Source organism: Rubripirellula tenax, from assembly GCF_007860125.1.
Lineage (GTDB): Bacteria > Planctomycetota > Planctomycetia > Pirellulales > Pirellulaceae > Rubripirellula > Rubripirellula tenax.
This window is the reverse complement of the sequence record NZ_SJPW01000003.1, coordinates 481,588-500,290: the sequence shown is the minus strand read 5'-3', so window position 1 is coordinate 500,290 and position 18,703 is coordinate 481,588. Positions and strand designations below refer to the sequence as shown.

At 55.0% G+C, this 18,703-nt stretch carries 12 protein-coding genes; 5 read left to right on the top strand and 7 right to left on the bottom strand.

All coding sequences use genetic code 11. From position 1 onward, the window contains the following. The first annotated feature begins 45 nt into the window (after window positions 1-45). A complete protein-coding gene (locus tag Poly51_RS12705; protein WP_146458014.1) occupies window positions 46-954 on the top strand; it encodes an alpha/beta hydrolase in 909 nt (302 codons plus the stop codon). Window positions 955-1,160: 206 nt separating this feature from the next. Further along, a complete protein-coding gene (locus Poly51_RS12700) occupies window positions 1,161-2,198 on the top strand; it encodes a nucleoside monophosphate kinase (protein WP_146458012.1) in 1,038 nt (345 codons plus the stop codon). Window positions 2,199-2,640: 442 nt separating this feature from the next. On the opposite strand, the gene Poly51_RS12695 is transcribed toward Poly51_RS12700, so the two are convergent. The 4 genes from Poly51_RS12695 to Poly51_RS12680 form a co-directional block, all read right to left on the bottom strand. Continuing rightward, window positions 2,641-3,990: a hemolysin family protein gene (locus Poly51_RS12695; RefSeq protein ID WP_186775514.1), complete on the bottom strand. Its 1,350-nt coding sequence runs from the start codon at window positions 3,988-3,990 to the stop codon at window positions 2,641-2,643. Window positions 3,991-4,223: 233 nt separating this feature from the next. Continuing rightward, complete coding sequence (locus Poly51_RS12690) at window positions 4,224-5,357, bottom strand: LOG family protein (protein ID WP_146458008.1); 1,134 nt, start codon at window positions 5,355-5,357, stop codon at window positions 4,224-4,226. Between the two features lie 63 nt (window positions 5,358-5,420). Further along, window positions 5,421-5,984, bottom strand: a complete 564-nt coding sequence (locus tag Poly51_RS12685) for a PEP-CTERM sorting domain-containing protein (RefSeq protein WP_146458006.1) — start codon at window positions 5,982-5,984, stop codon at window positions 5,421-5,423. Window positions 5,985-6,681: 697 nt separating this feature from the next. Next, a complete protein-coding gene (locus Poly51_RS12680; RefSeq protein ID WP_146458004.1) occupies window positions 6,682-8,025 on the bottom strand; it encodes a rhomboid family intramembrane serine protease in 1,344 nt (447 codons plus the stop codon). A 461-nt stretch (window positions 8,026-8,486) separates the two neighbouring features. Here Poly51_RS12680 and Poly51_RS12675 point away from each other — a divergent pair, with 461 nt between their 5' ends. The 3 genes from Poly51_RS12675 to Poly51_RS12665 all read left to right on the top strand — a co-directional run bounded on the left by Poly51_RS12675 (window position 8,487) and on the right by Poly51_RS12665 (window position 12,152). Then, window positions 8,487-8,999, top strand: a complete 513-nt coding sequence (locus Poly51_RS12675; RefSeq protein ID WP_186775513.1) for an RNA polymerase sigma factor — start codon at window positions 8,487-8,489, stop codon at window positions 8,997-8,999. Continuing rightward, entirely contained in the window at window positions 8,996-11,122 is a 2,127-nt protein-coding gene (locus Poly51_RS12670; protein ID WP_146458000.1) for a hypothetical protein, read from the top strand. Before Poly51_RS12675 ends, Poly51_RS12670 begins: the two co-directional genes overlap by 4 nt. A gap of 148 nt (window positions 11,123-11,270) precedes the next feature. Beyond that, entirely contained in the window at window positions 11,271-12,152 is an 882-nt protein-coding gene (locus tag Poly51_RS12665) for a DUF1853 family protein (protein WP_146457998.1), read from the top strand. A 70-nt stretch (window positions 12,153-12,222) separates the two neighbouring features. Here the strand turns inward: Poly51_RS12665 and Poly51_RS12660 are convergent, their stop codons facing one another. The 3 genes from Poly51_RS12660 to Poly51_RS12650 are packed head-to-tail and all read right to left on the bottom strand — an operon-like array spanning window position 12,223 to window position 18,544. Next, the gene (locus Poly51_RS12660) at window positions 12,223-15,354 is read right to left on the bottom strand and encodes an ATPase, T2SS/T4P/T4SS family (protein WP_146457996.1); all 3,132 of its coding nucleotides are present in this window, start codon (window positions 15,352-15,354) and stop codon (window positions 12,223-12,225) included. Window positions 15,355-15,384: 30 nt separating this feature from the next. Further along, window positions 15,385-16,071, bottom strand: a complete 687-nt coding sequence (locus Poly51_RS12655) for a helix-turn-helix domain-containing protein (RefSeq protein WP_146457993.1) — start codon at window positions 16,069-16,071, stop codon at window positions 15,385-15,387. A gap of 49 nt (window positions 16,072-16,120) precedes the next feature. Continuing rightward, window positions 16,121-18,544 (bottom strand): hypothetical protein, encoded by a 2,424-nt coding sequence (locus Poly51_RS12650; RefSeq protein ID WP_146457991.1) that lies wholly within the window; start codon window positions 18,542-18,544, stop codon window positions 16,121-16,123. Between the last annotated feature and the right edge of the window lie 159 nt (window positions 18,545-18,703).

Here is an 18,703-nt window from a genome sequence, read left to right as displayed (position 1 = left end):
CAATCGAATCGCTACACTGGTGTTCAAGAGCTTTTACCTAAGACGATGATTGGGAGATGTGGAATGCGAGTCGCGTTGATTGCCGTTTCGGTTTTCGGAATGATGCTTTGCCAAAGGGCGCAATCCGAATCGCCAACCGATGTGACGATGCACCGCGACATCGTCTATGCCGCCGTGGATGGTCAGCAACTTAAGCTAGATCTTTGTGTTCCCAACGTGCAGCATGCACCTCCGCTGGTTGTCTGGATTCATGGCGGCGGATGGAGGGCCGGATCCAGAAGTAGCCCTAGGATTGCTGAAATCGTCGAGTCTGGCTTTGCACTGGCAAGCATCAGCTATCGGTTCACCGACAAGGCGATCTTTCCGGCTCAAATCTACGATTGCAAAGCGGCAATTCGATGGCTGCGAGCTCATGCTACACAGTTCGGATACCGCTCAGACTCGATTGCCGTCGCTGGCAGTTCCGCAGGCGGACATCTGGCATTGCTGTTAGGAGTTTCGGGTGACGTTCCCGATTTAGAAGGAGACGTCGGCGAACACATGGACCAAACGTCACGTGTCCAAGCGGTGATCGACTATTTCGGACCCTCCGACTTTGTTCTTCGCGGAAAGACGCAGCCCGAACGTGCCTACACGGAAAAATCAGGCAGTCTCGCTTTGCTAGGCGGACTTCGCGATGGAAAGGTTTCAGAAGAAGTTGAGCGATGGGCCAGTCCCTCGCAATATGTTTCGGCAGACGATCCGCCGTTGCTGATTTTTCATGGTAACGCTGACTCGACAGTGCTGCTCGATCAAAGCGAACGAATCGCATCACTTTACAAAGACGCGGGCTTAGACGGGCGGCTGGTGGTTTTGAAGAACGCCGGCCACGGCGGCACCGCTTTCTTTCGTGGTCGGCATTTTGAAACAGCAAAGCAGTTTTTGTTGCGACACTGCCCAATGCCAACGGAATGATTCGCACCGTGGCTTATGGGTCGAAACGCATCCCGGTCTGGTCTTGCGCTGGGCGAGCATCGATTGCTTGGCGATCAAATCTGGAGTCAACTGTGCAGCGAAGCGGATGGCCGAGTATCCGTTTCCCGACACGGAAGGCCAGCAAGCTCAGCTATTGCTGCTCCCCGGCCGCGCTGTTTTCTCCACGAATGCTTGTCGAAGAGTCTATGACCCAGTCAAACGAGTCGAAGCCGAATACGTTCTATATCGAGGTCACGGGAGCTGGCCTTCCCGAAGTTGACGGGCTCTTTGTTCCGTCCACCGCACCGGCAACCAAGTCGGAATCGGGAACGGTTTCGAGCCTCGGCTATTGGAATGGCAAGATGGCCTGGGACCGCGCCGACGGTAAGTCTGAACGAAGCCCGGCACTTTCTTACTCCAACACTTATCGGTCCTGGCGACTCTGCCGACTGGACGGTCACTTGGCATATGACGCCACGTGCGACGATGAAATGCCGCCCACTGACACGCCCTGGCACGTCTATAAGAAGGGAGTGGCCCCTGCCCCCAAGGTCGTCGTCCATCACTACGATCCAAGACAACCATGTCCTCCGCCCAACGTGGTGTTTGTGCTCGGCGGGCCGGGTGCCGGAAAGGGAACGATGTGCGAATTGGCCGAGTCGCAACTTGGTTGGACTCATTTTTCTACGGGCGAACTGTTGCGTGCCGAACGCCAATTGGCAGGCCCAGCAGCGGCAACGATCGAAGAAATCATTGCGGCAGGGAAATTGGTTCCCAGCGACATCGTCGTGAAGCTACTTCGCGACGCGATGGAAAACGCCACGCGAACCACTGGCAAGAAGAACTTTCTTTTGGACGGATTTCCAAGATCCATTTCGAATATGGAATCTTGGATCGACGTCTTTGGCCAAGACGCCGAGTTACCAAAGATGCTGTTCTTTGAGTGCCCATTTGATGTCCTAGAAGAACGCGTGTTAGCGAGAGCGAAGTACACCGGGCGAGTGGACGACAACATCGAAAGTTTGAAACTACGGTTCGACACTTTTCGAGCGGAGACATTGCCGACGGTCGAGTTCTTCAAGAGCAAGAACAAATGTGTTGAAGTCGATACAGGGCTAGATCGCCAGGCTGTCTACTCGCTCGTCTGCCAACATCTCGATGAGTACACCGATGATACGTTGGCCTCCAGGCCACTCACCGAGAGAGCTGAGATGCTGCTCGGTATCAGACCGTTCCCCAAGTAGGTGCAGCGGTGACCTCAGCCTGAATTCGTTCGTGCTACCATTTTGTTTGCTCTAGCGCTCCCCGCGCGTCTGTCGCCTCTGATCAATCCGACCGACCCGCATTGCTTCATGACCAAGCCAGCCATTCTCTCCCTTTTGGGTTGCCAGCTTTGCTGCTGTGCGGACGCCGATGAAACGGTGGACGAGTAAAGGGGGACGGGCGAGTTTCTAAATCGGCGCCCGTCCACTTTTTTGCCGACCATTTTTTACGTGATCTCGCTGACGGCAGGATGTGCGAGACGTAACCCAACCGCCGTCGATTATGTGTTGCACTTGGATCCATCGTGGAATCAGGTGGTTGAAGAATAGGAAATCGACCGAGCACACCTCTGCCACGGTCACACAAGTACACTCGCTGGCGCTTCGGCGTTTGTGTAGCGAATGTACGATTTTCACCGAACAACTACTGATCGGGCGTTTCTTTTGTGGTGATCTTGCTGACGTCGATGCCGCGGGTTTTCATGCGCTGCCCCCATTTGGTGCGAGCAACTTTTCGCATGTCGACATCCCTGTCTGACTCGTCAACGATCTCGATTCCGACCAGGGTTTCGACGACGTCTTCCAGCGTCACGACGCCCTCCAGTCCGCCGTGCTCATCGACGACCATCAGGATGTGTTCCCGATTATCCAGCAGTTTCTCCAGCACCGTGCTTAAGCGTGTCTTGTCCAGGACCGCATGGAGTTCTCGTTTTGTGAAGTCTTTCAGTTCGGTTTTGCCGTCGTTGCGAATGTCGTCCATCAACAACTCGTTCTTCAAAATGAAGCCGGTGATATGGTCACGACTTTCGGAATAGATCGGGATTCTTGAGAAGTGAAGTTTCTCATGCTTTTGCAACACTTCGTGGGCGGTCATGTTTTCCTGCAGCGCGAACACGACGGTGCTGGGTGTCATGATGTCTTCCACGCACAAATCGGGAAAGCGAAACAGATTTTGCAGAATCCGCGACTCCTTTTCGTCCAGGTGCCCGCCTTCGGCACCGATGCCTGCCATCGCGGTGAACTCGTCCCGATTAAAACCGTGGTGACTGTGACCGCCGGCCAACCATTTCGTGATCAGCTCCGACACAAAGATGAATGGATACAAAATGAAGTTCAGGAACTTGATAAAACTCGCTGAGATCGGCGCGAGTGCTCGCCAGTAGAGTGCACCGATTGTCTTGGGGATAATCTCTGACACAAACAGGATCAGCAGCGTCAGAACGATCATCGCGATGCCAACCGCACCGTCACCCCAGTACTTCGCCGCATAAGCTCCTGCCCCGCCGGAACCGATGGTGTGCGCGATCGTGTTCAATGTCAGGATCGCGGCCAGTGATCGATCGACGTTGGACTTCACGCTCTTGATTTTCGCAGCGCTGGGCTTGCCTTCTTTTTCCAGGTTGGCGACATACGACGGCGAAATACTGAGCAATACCGCTTCTGCCACCGAGCATAACGAAGAAAACAGCAACGCAATCAACGCGAACACTACGCAAAGGAACAGATCCGTAGGGTCGTAACTGCCACCACTGCTACCCATATCTTCACTGGAAAGCAGCCCGTCACCGGTCTGATCAAGAGCCCGAAATGCCTCGGGCATCGCACTGAATTCGGCACCCTCGATTTGTCCGTCGCCATTGGTGTCGTACGTTTGAAACGCGGCGCTGACTGCAGGCGACGCCGAGGGAGCTCCCACGCCGGACGCCAATGCTGAGTTCCCAGCGAAAGCAAGAAAGAAGGCGGATAGGCAAAGAAAAACAGAAATGCGGGTCATGATCGGGAAACAGATATTAGAGATGAAAAGGAGGATCATCGATTCGGACTGCGAGAAAAAATAGGGTCGGGTTTCTGCTCAGTTGTTCAGGAAGAACTCCTTGGAACTTAAACCACCGATGGACGCAGATAAACACAGATTTCAGTTCGGTATCTTATCCGCGTTCATCTGCGTCCATCGGTGGTTAAGAATCAAGCGACTGAAAAACGAGACACATATCTTGCGCTCGATCCTTAGATCCGTTGGGTACCGCGTGATGAATCGAACGAATCGATCGCTGCGACGACATCAGATCGATGGTCGTGAATCTCGAGCAGCTTTCCGTAGGGTTTGTCTGCGGCCAGGTGTTTTAGCAGCGGGTAGACGGGTTTCTCTTCTGTCCAGTACTGAGTGCCCATGAAAACCATCGGACTGACCACGCCGAAGCTGTTGTAATGGTTCTGGCACGCGTCTTGAAAGACTTCTTGAATCGTGCCCGCACTGCCGGGCGTAAAGATGACTCCGCCAGTCGCGATCGCAAGCAAACCTTCCTCCCGAACACTGTTCGCAAAGTACTTCGCGATCGTAAGAGCGAACCGGGCCGGTGGTTCGTGCCCGTACAACCATGTGGGGATCCCCAGGCTCTGGCAGGCATCGCGATCCTTGACGGGGTACTTTTCGACGACGGCAAAGGCGGCGTCCAGCCAGGGACCGATGGGATCGTAGAGCGGAGCGGCTGTGAGGATCTTTACCGCGTCCAACAGATCGTTCTCGCTGCGCGTGGCGAACCAGGCTCCCAGGTGCGCGGCTTCCATTGCACCGGGGCCACCGCCGGTCGTGACAAGATAGCCCTTCTGAGTCAATTCGCGACCGATCAAAGCGACTTGGGTATACATCGGGTCGCTGCGACGCATCGAGTGTCCACCCATGATGGCAACGATCCGCTTGCCGACAATGAACTCTTGCATGGCATCGGTGATTGCCATGTCATGCAGCCGTCGTGTCAGCGCTTCGACAGCGTCGTCGGGATTCGGGCCAGAGCGTTTGAAGTGTTCATAGATTCGGCCGTCAAGGGTCGCTTGGTACGAATCATGATCGCCCGGTCGATAGGCATCTTGCAGTTCCTCGGGCGTGTAAAGCAGTCCGCGATACTTGGCAAAAGGTGTGTTCGGAATATGGGGGAAGATAATCGCCGATGCATCGAACAGCTTGCCCTGCAACGACTCCGGAATCACGCAGCCCAGCAAGACTGCGTCCCGCAGATCAGCTTTGGCCAACCGATCGGCAAACGCAGTCAGGTCAACGCCTTGAAACACTGCATGACGTAGATCAATGTCCTCGGCCAAGTGACGGGCGAGTTTGTCAGCGGTTTCAAATTCTAAACGCATGATGTTCGGTCAGAGGGCAACGTCAGACGCGATCTGCGGCAGCAAGTTCCAACGCAGGATCGATCAATTGTTTCGCCGTCGATCGCGTCGCAACCGAAGGCGGCGAAGGCCGATCGCGGCTATACCGAAAGCCGTGAACGTTAACGCTGTCGAAGGTTCAGGCACCGCAACGGCAGTCAGTGCAATGTTGTCGAACGCGGTTCGGCTTGGACCTGTAACGTGATACCTTGCCCCCAGTCGAACAGCCACGGTGTCGTAACCGCCAGCGCCGAGATCAAATTCGAAGCTGCCGCTCTGCCATTGGTCGGTTTGACTGAGTGAGAAAAATGAGCCGAGTGGCGTGAGGATCGCGCCCGAAATCACAGGCGTGGGAAGAGCCACCTCCGCCTGGGACGTAGATCCAAAGCTTGTAAAACCGCTGGTCGTTGTCCAAGTGCTTCCCTTGATCCCGTAGATGTTGACGCTCGCGATGCTATCCTGAACTGCGATCGACGAACCAATGTCATCGTTGTAGTATTCGAAATTGAACTGGTATGTTCCGCTCGCCGTTGTTGCATCGAGGAATTGGTACGCGACCGAGTGGGCCCGGTCGGGTTGTGCGAAGCCAGAGAACGTACTCGATCTCATAATGATGTTCGTCGTGTTCGCGCCGAATCCGGTGGAGACCTGATTTAAGCCAGACGACTTGAGCCAGTTTCCTACGGTCGCGTCGGTGCTGCTGTTAATCGTTGAGAAATTGGCAAGCGTGCCATCAAACCCACCATTGACGAGTACCAAATCTGCTCGGCAAACGGTGGAGGAATACAACGTGAAAAAAACGACGGATGCGAAAGTGATAAGTGTGCGAAACAATGAAGACACCGAAGGGGAATAGAGGACGTCGAAAGTGATCCCGGCAGGATAGTGCAACGTCGATTTCGGGGAAAGTGTATTCACTGGATCGAGGATGGAAAGTCTGATCGTCGGGTACCAACTCGGCCTTTTCGCGCGAATTGAGGTTGTCACGCCCGGCCTTTGGGGGTGCCGGGAGTGGTCTTTGGGGGTTGTTTGACGCAATGCTTTTCCGCCCGATGTTCGCTAGATCGAATTGGGCAGGTTTCCGCGACTGGGATGAGTTGCGTTGCGACCCACTCGCCCGCGCTTGTTCGCGTTGTCGGACGACCGCAATCGCCACCGGCATCGTGAACAAGTCGATGCGTTTTTATCGCCGATGCGAGAGCCTGATTTGCCGGACTTCGCGGCCAGCAATTCCAAGCCGCGTTCGCGGGCAGTGCGGCGGCCATCGTCGGCAATCAAGTCGTAGGTGTGGCTGATGCGATCGTGCTTAGAGGGTCTTGCTTCGAGTCCGGTTGGTGTTTGATTCGCATGCGGCGATAATTTGTCGTTGCTTGGCGATTGTCTGGGGGCTGATCGGTTGTGTCATCTGAGTCAGCGCGGCTTGGGCGGCCGTTGGGTCCTGCTTACATTGAAGTTGTATGAGAGCCGTTCGCAAGCACGCTTGATTGCAGTATCGCGACCGCCGCGAGACCAGCACTTCTAGCGGATCGAGCGAGTCGATGTGCTTGCCATGTTGTCCCAATAGCTTGACATAACGAGACAGTACTTCGTCACCGATCAAATGAGTGCCCGCGCCCATCCGGATCGAACGATAGGCGGCACTTGCCGTGGACAGTTGATCGTTTTCGATCGCGTTTTGAAACAAATCAATCGCCGATGGTTTTGGTGCAGGTTCCCTATGTCTTACTTCCGTACTCATTTCTGATGAAGCGGCAGTGGGCGCGGGATTCGAAAACGGCGGTGGCGAGACGACCGCAGCATTGAACGCAGGCGGGTTGAAGACGCTCGGGTTCTCTAGAATCTGTCGAAGGGCATCTTGCCCTGCTTCGCGGCTACCGCTGCCATATGCAGTCGCCAACAATGTTGCCTTTTCGCGTTTGTCGTGGCTTTGGAACATTCGCCCCACAATGGCCAGTGGGTTACGAGGCAGTCGCTTCCATCGCGAAACGATGTCCCATCCTTCGCAATCAACCAAGTTGTGTTTCAGCATATAGAACGCAAACGGAAACCCTACCGACATGCCTAGCAAATGCAGCATCGGCGTCGACATCCTTAACCCGCCAAAGGCCAGCGGGAAAAGTTGTAGGATCAGATAAAACGCCGCGAACCCAAAGACTGGCACGTCAATCGATCGAAAATAGTATCCCAGCCCTAGGATACAGTTCATGTCGTTTTCGGGTGCCCAGCACATTGCGATCGCCATCAAAGCAAAGATGACGCCGGATGCTCCCAAGGCACCGCCCAACGAATCGCCGAACATCATGTACATCGGAATTTGAATGATCGCTCCATCGGCAAGACAGATCCCGAAGTAGAGAGCGGAAAATTTCTGCCAGCCGATTTTGCCTTCGACGATCAAGCCAAAGCACCACAAAAAGATCATGTTGCCGACCAAGTGCATCCAACTGGCATGCATGAAGGCGGACGTGATCCATTGAAGGGGATGGATACGATCGAATTCGAGGATCAGCCAACGGAAGTCGGAGGTTGCGTTCCCCATCACCTCGCCCATTCCCGTCAACCAAAACATCACGCAATTCAACGCGATGACCGTGATCGTTCCCACCGGGCGAAAGTAGATGGGCGCGTCGGTACTGTATGGAAAGAGCATCAATGGGTCCGTGTGATCGTAGGGGAACGATTCACAGACTCACGTAAAAGCTTAACCGCGTGTCTGTAAGTATTTAGGCGTGGTTGCGACGAGGCCAGGGCGCGAAAATATCCTGACTGGCCGAATCTGGATCGAACATGCATGGACCACGTCGACTCTTTGCGGCGTGTCGGGCTTGAGGCCCGGGCTGAATTTTCACTCCTAGCCCGTGAACCTATACAAGCACGACGCACAAGCGTTTGAATCTGATCCGCTCGCTCCCGCTTCGTGCTTGTATTGCCCTCGAAATTGAATTGTTCAATGATTTCGCAACCTCTCCGTGCCGGGCGGATGGTCCATGACGGCAGGCCGCAAAATTGTTGACAATGGAATTCAGGTGAGGAGTTTTGACTTCTTGGGTCATGGATGACGGCGTGGCTCGACCACTTGATAGTCACTCACTTTCTCGAAGGAGACCCAATGTGTCCGATCCCGCTGCCCCTGACTGGGGAAAAGTCATCGAAAAACATGCGGAACGCGTCTTTCGTATCGCGTACCGCATCCTCGGATCGGTTCACGACGCCGAAGATGTTAGCCAAGAGGTCTTCACAGAGGCGATGGCCGTTCACCAATCCGGGCCAGTGCGCTCTTGGACGGGTCTGATGGTTCGTTTGGCAACGGTTCGCTCGATCGATCGACTGCGTCGTGACCGCAGACGGCCGGAACCGTTGCCGAGTATGGATGTTGTTTCATCGGCACAGCAACCGGACCAACAACTCATCGCGACCGAGCTTACGACTTGGCTTCGCGCCGCGATTCGAAGTCTGCCCGATCAGCAGGCTGCAATTTTCAGCCTCGCGTACTTCGAACAACTTTCACGAAACGAGATCGCGGCAGCGCTGGACGTTTCACCTGAAACGGTATCCACAACGCTCTACAAGGCTCGCAATAAACTCTCCAGCCAATTGGCTGTCGTTCAAGGAGACCAGTCATGAATCCAAACACCGATAACCCAAAACATCCAGAACTGGACGGGCAACTCGAAACGGCTGTCTGGGCAGTGCTGAGTGATCCTGTTCCTGCCGACGCCATCGAACGCGTGAAGCAACGGGCCCACAGTGCCGCATCAGTTTCAGTGGCAACGACAGGCCCTCCCATCGATTCACGACGGTATCCGGTCGTCTTACGATTCGCGGTCGCGGCGTCCATCTTGGCCGTGATCGTTAGCGGTTTCGCATTGATCGGGATTCCGCTGGGCAACGCTAACGTTTACGCACAGGCAGTCAAACGTCTGGAGTCGCTGAGGTCGATGGTTTGCCAAGTTCAGTTTTCATCCACGGGAAACCTGAACGAATTGGTTAACACGAACGGTAGCCAGAGGGTCACCTATCTCGCTCCGTCGCGGCATCGCGTCGAAGACGACCGATTGCGGACGGTTCAGATCATTGATCGAAAACAGAACCGCATCGTTCTGTTGCAGGAAGAAACCAAACACGCAATCGTCATGGAAGGCCCTTCGGCGATGGTCTTGGATGCTACATCCCCGGCGCGGGTGGTCGAAGCATTGCTGCACCATTTTCGCGTCGACAGAATCGGGGACGGAAGCGTCAAGTCGCTCGGTACGCAAATGCGAGACGGCGTCACACTGGAAGGATACGAATCAACCCTCGGTGGCGAAATCGTCCGAGCATGGTTCGATGTAGCAACGCTCGCACCGGCGCTCGTTGCGGTCCGGTTTGAAATTCCGGCGCACATGAACGATGGCGAATCGGTGCCGATGTGGCGAATCATGTCCGACATCCAAATGAACGTCGATGTCAACGTGGATCAGTTTTCCACCGCCCTGCCCGACGGTTTCGAGTTGCTGGCTGTTGACGACGTGTCGCAACATCTTTCGCCGGCGACGCTCGACGATGTTGTCGAGATGTTGCGACTGTGCGCTCATGCGAACAAATCGAAGTTTCCGCTTTGGTTGTCCATCGATGATTCAACCGGCACACAGTTGGGAATTCTGAGCAAGTTTGCCGCTTCTCTGGAAAATCAGGTGAACAACGGGACGGAATCCGAAAAGGCTGCGGCACTAAAATCGGCTCAGGAATTTGGTACCGCCATCGGGCGGGCGATCGCGTTTCAACTTTCAATGAAACCAGAGAACGACTGGAACTATTTCGGTGGTGGGGAATTGAACCAATCGAATCGCCCACTGCTTTGGTATGCACCCGAAGCAGACGATCAATACATGATCGTTTACGCGGATTTGACAACCGAGCAGGTCTCTCGCGATGAACTTCCCGCTCAGCCAGACGCGGTTGTGCGACCCGAAGTTTCTCGCAATACGGTGCGAGTTTCCACGCCACAGTTCCAGTTACCTGCCGAAGCCATTGATGACTTCGCCAAGTTGCAAGCGATTCGCGATCGAGGTCTACAAGCCGAAGTTGAATACCTGGATTTGGGAAGAATGCCTGAGTTCATCGAGTCGCAGGTAACGTTTGTGCCAGGCGAAGAAATCGTCATGCAGGTGGTGGAACCAAACTGGAAGCCGGATCGCGACGGAAGCTCCTCGCGATTGGCGTTCTTAAAAGAGTTCACCCACTTGAAAGGACTCAACTTGATGCACCTGTATCTGACGCAAAGCGATCTCGACACGATCGGCAGTCTCGCCAGCCTGCAACGGCTTTCGCTAAGCGGCGTCTATATCTACGATTCATCATCGCGACGAATGATCGGGGATGACCTCGCAAAGCTATCGTCACTCAAGAATCTGGAACTGCTTGATGTAAGTCAGTCGAACTTTGCCGGTGGTTTGAAGCACCTGCAGGGATTGCCCAGATTCCACACGCTGTACCTTAGTTCGTTCGAGCATCTTAATGATGCGTCGGTCGGCGAGCTGAGCGTGTTGCCAAATTTGGAAACTTTGGTCCTCGCGCCGGTCTACGCAACGAACCCGAAGACCACGGTGACCGATGCCGGGCTGGAGAGTCTGAAAGCCCTGTCGCGTTTGAAGACGTTGTATGTTGGCTATCACGGCAAATGGACACTGCCGGTCGACCAGTTGCGAGAACTTCTTCCTGGCGTCGACGTGTGGTCACCAACCGAAGGTGTATCACCGGCGCGATAGCAGCCTCGAGCTACCAGTTTGTTCGTCTTAAGGATCGCCCCATCCAGTGCGACTTGCCACAAAATTCCTCGAAGTGCAACTGTATTCTCTACACTACCCTTCTCCAATTTTCCAACCGACACTCCATCGACCAAACTTGCCACGTCTTATGCTTTCTGGACCGCAACTACTCGCCGACTTGGCATGGGCGATTAACAGTCCAGCGCTGGCATCGGTACAGACCGAACCACTGCCGGTGGAGCACGCTGTGCCGGCGGAAGCATTGGCGACGGAGGGCCTGGTCATTGTGCCGAGCAAAATTGACGTCGATCACTTGGTCGAGTTTTTCCGGTACCAACCGCCGCGCAAAGTCGGTCACTATTTTGAACGATTGATGCACTATTGGTTGGCTCATGTGCGGGGCGTCGAAATTGTCGCTGCCAGCGAGCAAATTCGGCGTGGTAACGATACGCTTGGCGAGGTTGACTTTGTTTTTCGTGATGAAGCGGGGCGACTGAACCACTTGGAAGTCGCCGTGAAGTTTTATCTGTATCAACACGATCAAACGATCCTGGGCAGCCACTTCATTGGTCCCAATCTCCGCGACACGTTCCAGCGGAAGATCGACCGAATCGAGCAGCATCAGTTGCCGATCAGTCGTGGGCCATATTCAGGGATCGAGATTCGGCAGGCGATTGTCAAAGGGGTGGTCTTTTACGAATCGTCCCAGTTTCCGCCGTCGACGCTGCCGGATCGAATGCTGGCGGATCACTTGCGAGGCACCATCATTCGGTCATCTGATTTGGATATTATCCGCCACGATGCCCAGTTCCGATATCGCGTGCTCAATAAGCCGTTTTGGCTTTCGGCTATTGCTGAGGGCGCCGGCACATGGAACTCGCTTTCGACCGGCGAGCAAGTTGTCCATCGAATCGGCCAGAGCGACGCCCGATTCGGTTCACCGGTGCTGCTGGCCAGATTTCAGCTTGATGGAGATCGGGTCCAAGAAGCAGATCGGATTTTCGTGGTCGACGACTGCTGGCCAAACTGACCCCGTCGCCCGACTGCGACGAAGACTCCCGCGATCGCAATCGCGTCACCTTTCGGACGAACGGAATTGTCTATTGCAGCGGCGTAACAGGATCCCACCACTCGCGAACACTATCGGGAACGGTTGCATCCGGTGATGGTTGACCTTCGACGCCAAGTTCAATCAAAACCTTGGTTCCCTCTTGCGTGGGCGCGAAGTGAACTTGGCTGACCGTTGACTTGTCTCCGACCGTCAACTTCATGGTCCCAGACTGGAGTTGGTCCTGGATCGCGATGTCGACGTTCGACAGAATCTTCAATCGCGAAATGATCGCCGCCAACATACGTCGTGGGATCCTCTCGCGTTCCACGGCGACGCCGTCGACCACATAGTGAACGACCACCGCCTCGGTGCGTGGACTTAGGATCACGTGAGTCGCTCGCAATTGAATCGCTTCGGCGATCAATAGGTTGACCAACCGAATCACGGGCGAGTCATTCAGCTGGGGCGCAGGTTTGGGTTGCGACGCCCTTCGTTTGCGCATCGGCGGTTCGATCCAATCATTCGTTGGCTGGATCATGCCGTAAACTTCGTCATCGCTTTGCAGACGTCCCGCAACGATATCGTCTGCCAAGCCGAAGCAGGCATCGGAATCGCCATCCATCATGTCGTCATCATCGGCGGTTTCGGTGAAGTCGATGGCCGTGTCCGTGAACTCTTGCAGCATCGAATCGGCCGATTCACCCTCGACTTGTCCATAGTGCAAATTGATGCTTTGCATGATCGCTTCGGGGGATGCGACCATGACTTGGATGTTTCGATTGAGGATGAATCGCAGCTTTTCGATCGTTTCCAAGTCGGACGGATTGCTGATCAGGACCGTCAACGAATTTCCTGACTGGCTCAGCGGCATCACACCGTTTTCTCTGGCGACCGATTCGGGAATCAGCTCAACGACATTCAATGGAATCGACGTGTGTCGCAGATTCACGTACGGCATCTTGAACGACTCAGCGGTCACTCGGGCGACTTCTTCGCTTGTCGCATACTGCAGACGAACCAACGCGTTGCCGACGTTCGTTGCGGTTGACTTGGCCAGTGCTTCGGCTTCACTGAATTGATCCAAGCTGACGATTCCCTTTTGGACGATCAGGTCATCGAACTGTTTGGGTAACGCAAAGCCGCTCGTGGATGGGCCCTTCGATACGTAGGATCCCGTGGACGGTTGTCGGACAGTCGCAGGCTTCGGGAACGCGACCAAGCGGTTGCGGGCAATCGGCGCCGCGGCGGATGATTGCCATCCTTCGGGTGATTCAACGGGTTGGGTGATCGAATGCGGATGTCGGTTGGCGTTCACGCGCTCGGTATCGTCGACGGCCACGAACGCAGTGAAGCGAGAGAGAACGTTCGTTTCAAGCGAACATCGGGTGATTGCATTTTGTAGCAAGCGGTCCGGTGCAGCGGACGCGGCAAATTGGTCTTCGAGTTCTCGTAGACGGGCTCGTCCCCAAAGCGAATGCAAGACGCTGGTTTCGTTGCCGCCCGTGGTGACTGGCATGGGATCGAGAATCTGACTCCACGGTTGGCCATTGGTCTGCGTCCCGTGGATGGCGATGCGAGGCGATCCAGATCCGGTCGTTCGGCCATAGAATGAAACGGGGCGCCCGGAGTACAGAACGTCCTGGCCGTTGGGCGTCAGTTGAGAAATATCGCCGTCGATCGCTTCGAAACGCAAGTCTGTGATCGATGGAGATCCCATTTCGAGTCCGAATCGTTGCAGGATTTCGTCCAGTCGTTTTTCCGATTCGACCAGCTCGTAGGTTCCGTTGGTGAACTTTGTCAAACGTTTCAAGACGCCGCCATTGACTGCCCGGTCGACGCCAAGGCAATAAATTCGTGGACATCGTTGCTTGGGGATTTGCCCAAGCAAACGCAAAACAGAGTCCTCGCCCGTGATCTGTCCGTCCGTCACCAGAACCAAAGCTGCGGACCGTGGGTTGGAATCAAATTCATTCGACGGAGAAGCGAACGGCTGAATCGCTTGTTCCATCGCCCACCCCATTTCTGTTCCGCCCCGAGCTTCTATTTTCGCAAGCCAACGCACTGCTCGATATCGGTTGGCGTCGGTGGCCGGTTGCAGTTGAATCGGCGTTCCTGCAAGTGGCGTCTCGATCCGATTGTCAAACGCCAGTACCTGAAATCGATCTTGCGGCGACAGTGTGTCGATCAGGCGACTGATGCCTCGTCGGGCGGCGTCCATTTTCCAGCCCGACATGCTGCCGCTGCGATCTAACAGGAACACGATGTCACGTGGCGATGATGACGCTTTCGCGGGCGGCGAGACTTGAACCGCGAACGTCGCGTTGGATTCGTCATGCATCAACGAAGCGGTCGTTTGCGACGTGTTCAACGAACCGCGAAGGATGAAATCACGGTCCACCTTTTCGCCAGGCTGGATTCTTAGGCTTGCCGATCGTGCGGTGCCCCCGTCATCGGATTGTGTTTGGACGGCAACAGCATGCAGGCTGCTTCGCAGTCGCGTCGGCCAATCGGGAGCATCCGAAAGAGCACCCAAATCGATGTCGACGGAGAGTGACAAATCCACGGGGCTAGGAAAACCGGGCAACCAAGTTGGTGGCGTCACGGTCGACGCATCGGGCACTTGGTCGGTATCCGCCGCGACGCCGGAGCCCACGCTGCGGCCCGGCATCGGAAAGCCGGATGTGTAGCGAGGTGCCACGACAAGGGGTAACCGCAAGGTCCATTCGCCATGAGCAACGGTTAGGTTTCCGATCGTTTCGATGCGAACCTGGATCGCTTCGCCGGGCGGAATGTTTCCAACCTTCATCGAGAAGGTTTCACCGCGATTTTGTTCAAGCAAGGCGGCGCGGTAACCATCGTGGATCGCACGTCGGTAATCGGATCTCGCTTGACCTCGCTCCTTCAATTGCGCACGCACCAAACGGTCGGCGACCCAGATCTCGCAACCGACAACGGCTTGGTCGCCCTCGATCGGAAAGATGTACGTGGCTTCGATGCACTCGTCGAACGGGTTATAAAAGGTTTGCTTGATCGTTGTGGCGGCACCCATGCCGACCACGCGAGTGTGATAGCCGAGTTGCTTAAGCGGCATGTTTCCGATGTCCGTCTTTAGCGAGCCGAAACCCAAGGGTGTATCGGCTTCGTCAGCTTGGTCGATTCGCGGCAGTGTGAAGGTAGTCATGGCAGAAGCCTCCAAAGAAAAGAAACGGACCTAGGACCGTGTGTCTCGCGTCGATGTGGAATGTGTGTCGATCAAACCCTGGCGAACCAGTTCGCGAATTAGCGAATCGGCGGCCGCTCGTAATCGTTGCAGACTCGCAGGACCGATCTGTTTGGCACTGGTGGATGTGGTGATGGTCAGTTGTGCATCGGGGTGCAATGCGATCTGCAGCGACTGTGAAATTCGACAACCGGAAACTTCGCCGGCCGCGCCAGTCGGATCCGACGGCGCCGCCGCGGGGCGGATCCAAAACTCGTCACCGTCCGCGGTTTCGTTCTGGGACGCTTCGATCTTTGACGTGGGGGCCGCGGGTGATGTCGGCAACTGGTCGAGGTAGCGTTTCGCTTGCTTCCAGAAGCCGGCGGGCAATGCGGCAGTGGATTGCAGCTTTTTTGTCGTCATCCCGGCGAGTCGCTGTTGGATATCTGACAGTGTCAGGCTATCGGCCTGCAATCGCTTGATGGCGACCAACTGCAACACATGCCGCGATCCGTAAAACGCCGTCCGACCACGCATCTCGGTGGGGCGATCGATCAGCCCCAGCGACGTGTAGTAGCGGATCGTGCGAGTATCGGGCACATCACGGACGCGCGCCGAAGCAGCCGGGACATAGTCCGCGTCTTGCAGCGCCCGGGCCGCGATCGTTCGCAATTCGGAAATGGAGAATAAACGTTCCATGCCTGAATCGTAACACTGTCATATGACAGTGGCAAGGTCGCGGTTCCACTCAATCCTTGCTTTTTTGTGTTCTGCGGAGCCTCGTGAAGACCCACTGCGATTCTTCCAATCCGTCCAAGGGCAAATTGAAACTCATCTTGTACGAATTCGTAGCTGCATCGAAGTCCGTCTGCCAGAAGTCATGGCCGTGAACGGACTGTTCCAGTTCGATGCGTTTGCCATCGGCAACGCGATGCAAACTGTAGCCTTGATTGGAAGTCAAACCTTCAAACCGAATCGGAACAGCACCGACGCCTCCCTTGATGACAACGGTGACCTCTGGCTCCTGGGCCTGGATAACCAGAGGATAATTTCGAAGCATCGTGCCACCGGAAACCGAGACGATCAGATCGTTGCCTCTGGCCTCGCGGTGAGTGGTTTTCCAAGAATTGGCGTTGGCTGTGAGATGTTTACGAAAGGATTCATTGGGGCCGTAATAGTCATCGGCCACGCGAGGTAGAGTGATCAGTTCTAGGTCCAGTTCAATGCGATCGCCTCTGCTGAATTTCCGAATACCCGAGGGCGGAAGCAATTCGATATCAACGTTGTTAGGTGTGGCTGAATGGACTGGGGCGCTGATGGTTGGCTGGGTAAATGTTTTTCCACCGACCAAGGCTTCGTACCGACGAACAATCAAGGCACGGTAGCCATTGGGTTTTCCCCGTGGGTTCGCAGTTTCCGATGCCCCGGCAAAGGCAACCCAATGAGGACCCGAACCTGACAACTCGACCGGTTCCAAGAACAACGTGCCCGGCTTTAGGTCATCAGGAACCTCTCGCTTTTTGAGAAGGCCGTCACGATTGCCGTAGGCAACCGTCGGTGTGTTGTAGTTGTTGGTGCGTCCCAGTTTGTAAAGCGAGATGTCCTTCGCCGAGACATCACTGGTAAACGTGTAGCTTAATTTTTGGAAAGTGCGGGCGTAGTCATCCGTCCGCGTGGTTTGAATCTGAGCTCTAAAATCAACCTCGCCATTGATGCCATAGAAGCCATCGTATTTGACATCCGTTAGGCAAGGGCCGTGCGCCAGGTAAGCGGTTTTGAGATCGGTCCAAAAAAACTTCTTCTGGTTGGCATCTTCGATGTTGAGCCAATCGCCTCCCCAGCCGGCTTCGGTCCATTGCCATTTTTGCCCGCTCAGTCCGTTGCGGGACATCAGCATGCGAATATCAGTGATCGCAACATCGACAAGACTCATGTCCATATCGAAGCAGATCGTTTCGCCCCAGCAGCCAATGGCCAGCTGATCCCAGCGACCGTTGCCTGCCTTGGCATTCACGTAGCCCAGTAGGCTCAACTGGGCATGGCTTGCGGATGGAAGTGTTCCGTAAAAACCATAGGCCACGCGAAGGAGATAGGTGCGAGTCTTGTCGGCTGGCAAAAGGGTATAGGGCATGAAGTAGGCGCCCATCGAATCGTTGTGCCAGTTCTTACTCAGCTGCACGGGGATGCCGATCGGTCGCCCCTCTTCGTCACACAGCATCGGACAGAGTCCGGTCACGTTCGCAGGCGGTCGCATATCCAGCATGAACGGCAAGGTGGCTTGCGAAGCGGATTCTTTGACCGTGATCTTGAACTCATCATAATTTCGGATGTCGGTGTAGCCCGTTTTCCAGCTCCGTCTCAGATTCTTCACAGACGCCACGTAGCAATTCTTCTGTGGATCGAAACGTACCGGAAAAGACGTTCCATCCGGCGTCTCAACGGCAATTGCCTGGGCTTCCTCCATGATCCCACTCGAAGCAAGCGGGCAAGTCAACGTCACGCTCTTTTGCTGTCCACCGTTCCAGCCATTTTCGACCAACAGCTCTTCGTTCCAGTTCCCCGCCTTGCTGTTGAGTCCCAGTCGCAGAGATGCCTTCTCATAGGACTGGTTTACCGCCACGTTGGCCGTCAACGTCAAGCTCCCAGGCCAGGCCACCAGATCCAGGACTGCATCACAGGCCAGTGTTTCATTCTTCGCATTGCGAAAAACAAGTCCCTGGAAATCGTAGTGCTGAACGAAGCGTCCCGATTCCCACAGACGAGCCGCATAAAGATGCGTCGGACCGTCGCCCTGTCCTGCCTGAGAAGCCTTGGCCCGATAGGGTTGGCCATCCAATTCCAATTCGATCAACAGTTCAGCGCTGGGTAGTGTCTTTAGCTTCTCGGCTTTCTGATTCAGTGCCTGTTCATAGCCGATCGGATTGTCAAGCAACCCGAGTCCGACCTTTGTGAAATCTGCGACGTCTAGCGTAAATCCGTAAGCGTTGGTTTCAATACCGAAGATGTCCGCACTTCCATCGTTCGCATTCTTTCGCCAGCCATTGAGCCAGCAACTGAAGGTGTAATCATTGACGACTGATTCCTTATCTTTGAAACCAGGCTCAGCTTTTGCATCAAGATTGCTCAGGAGAGTGAATGTGCAAATCAAAAACAACGATATCGCTTTTGTCATTTTGGTCCGTTTCGTTGAAAGTCACAGAATCTTCATCCATGATCGGCCGGAGCTTGTTCTCGGTCGCGTCGGTGACGCCGATGTCTTGGAAGCTTGCTGTGTTAGTCCGTCAGTTTCGATTCGCAGTACTTCAAGTTGTTTTTGAATTTGTACGCGTTG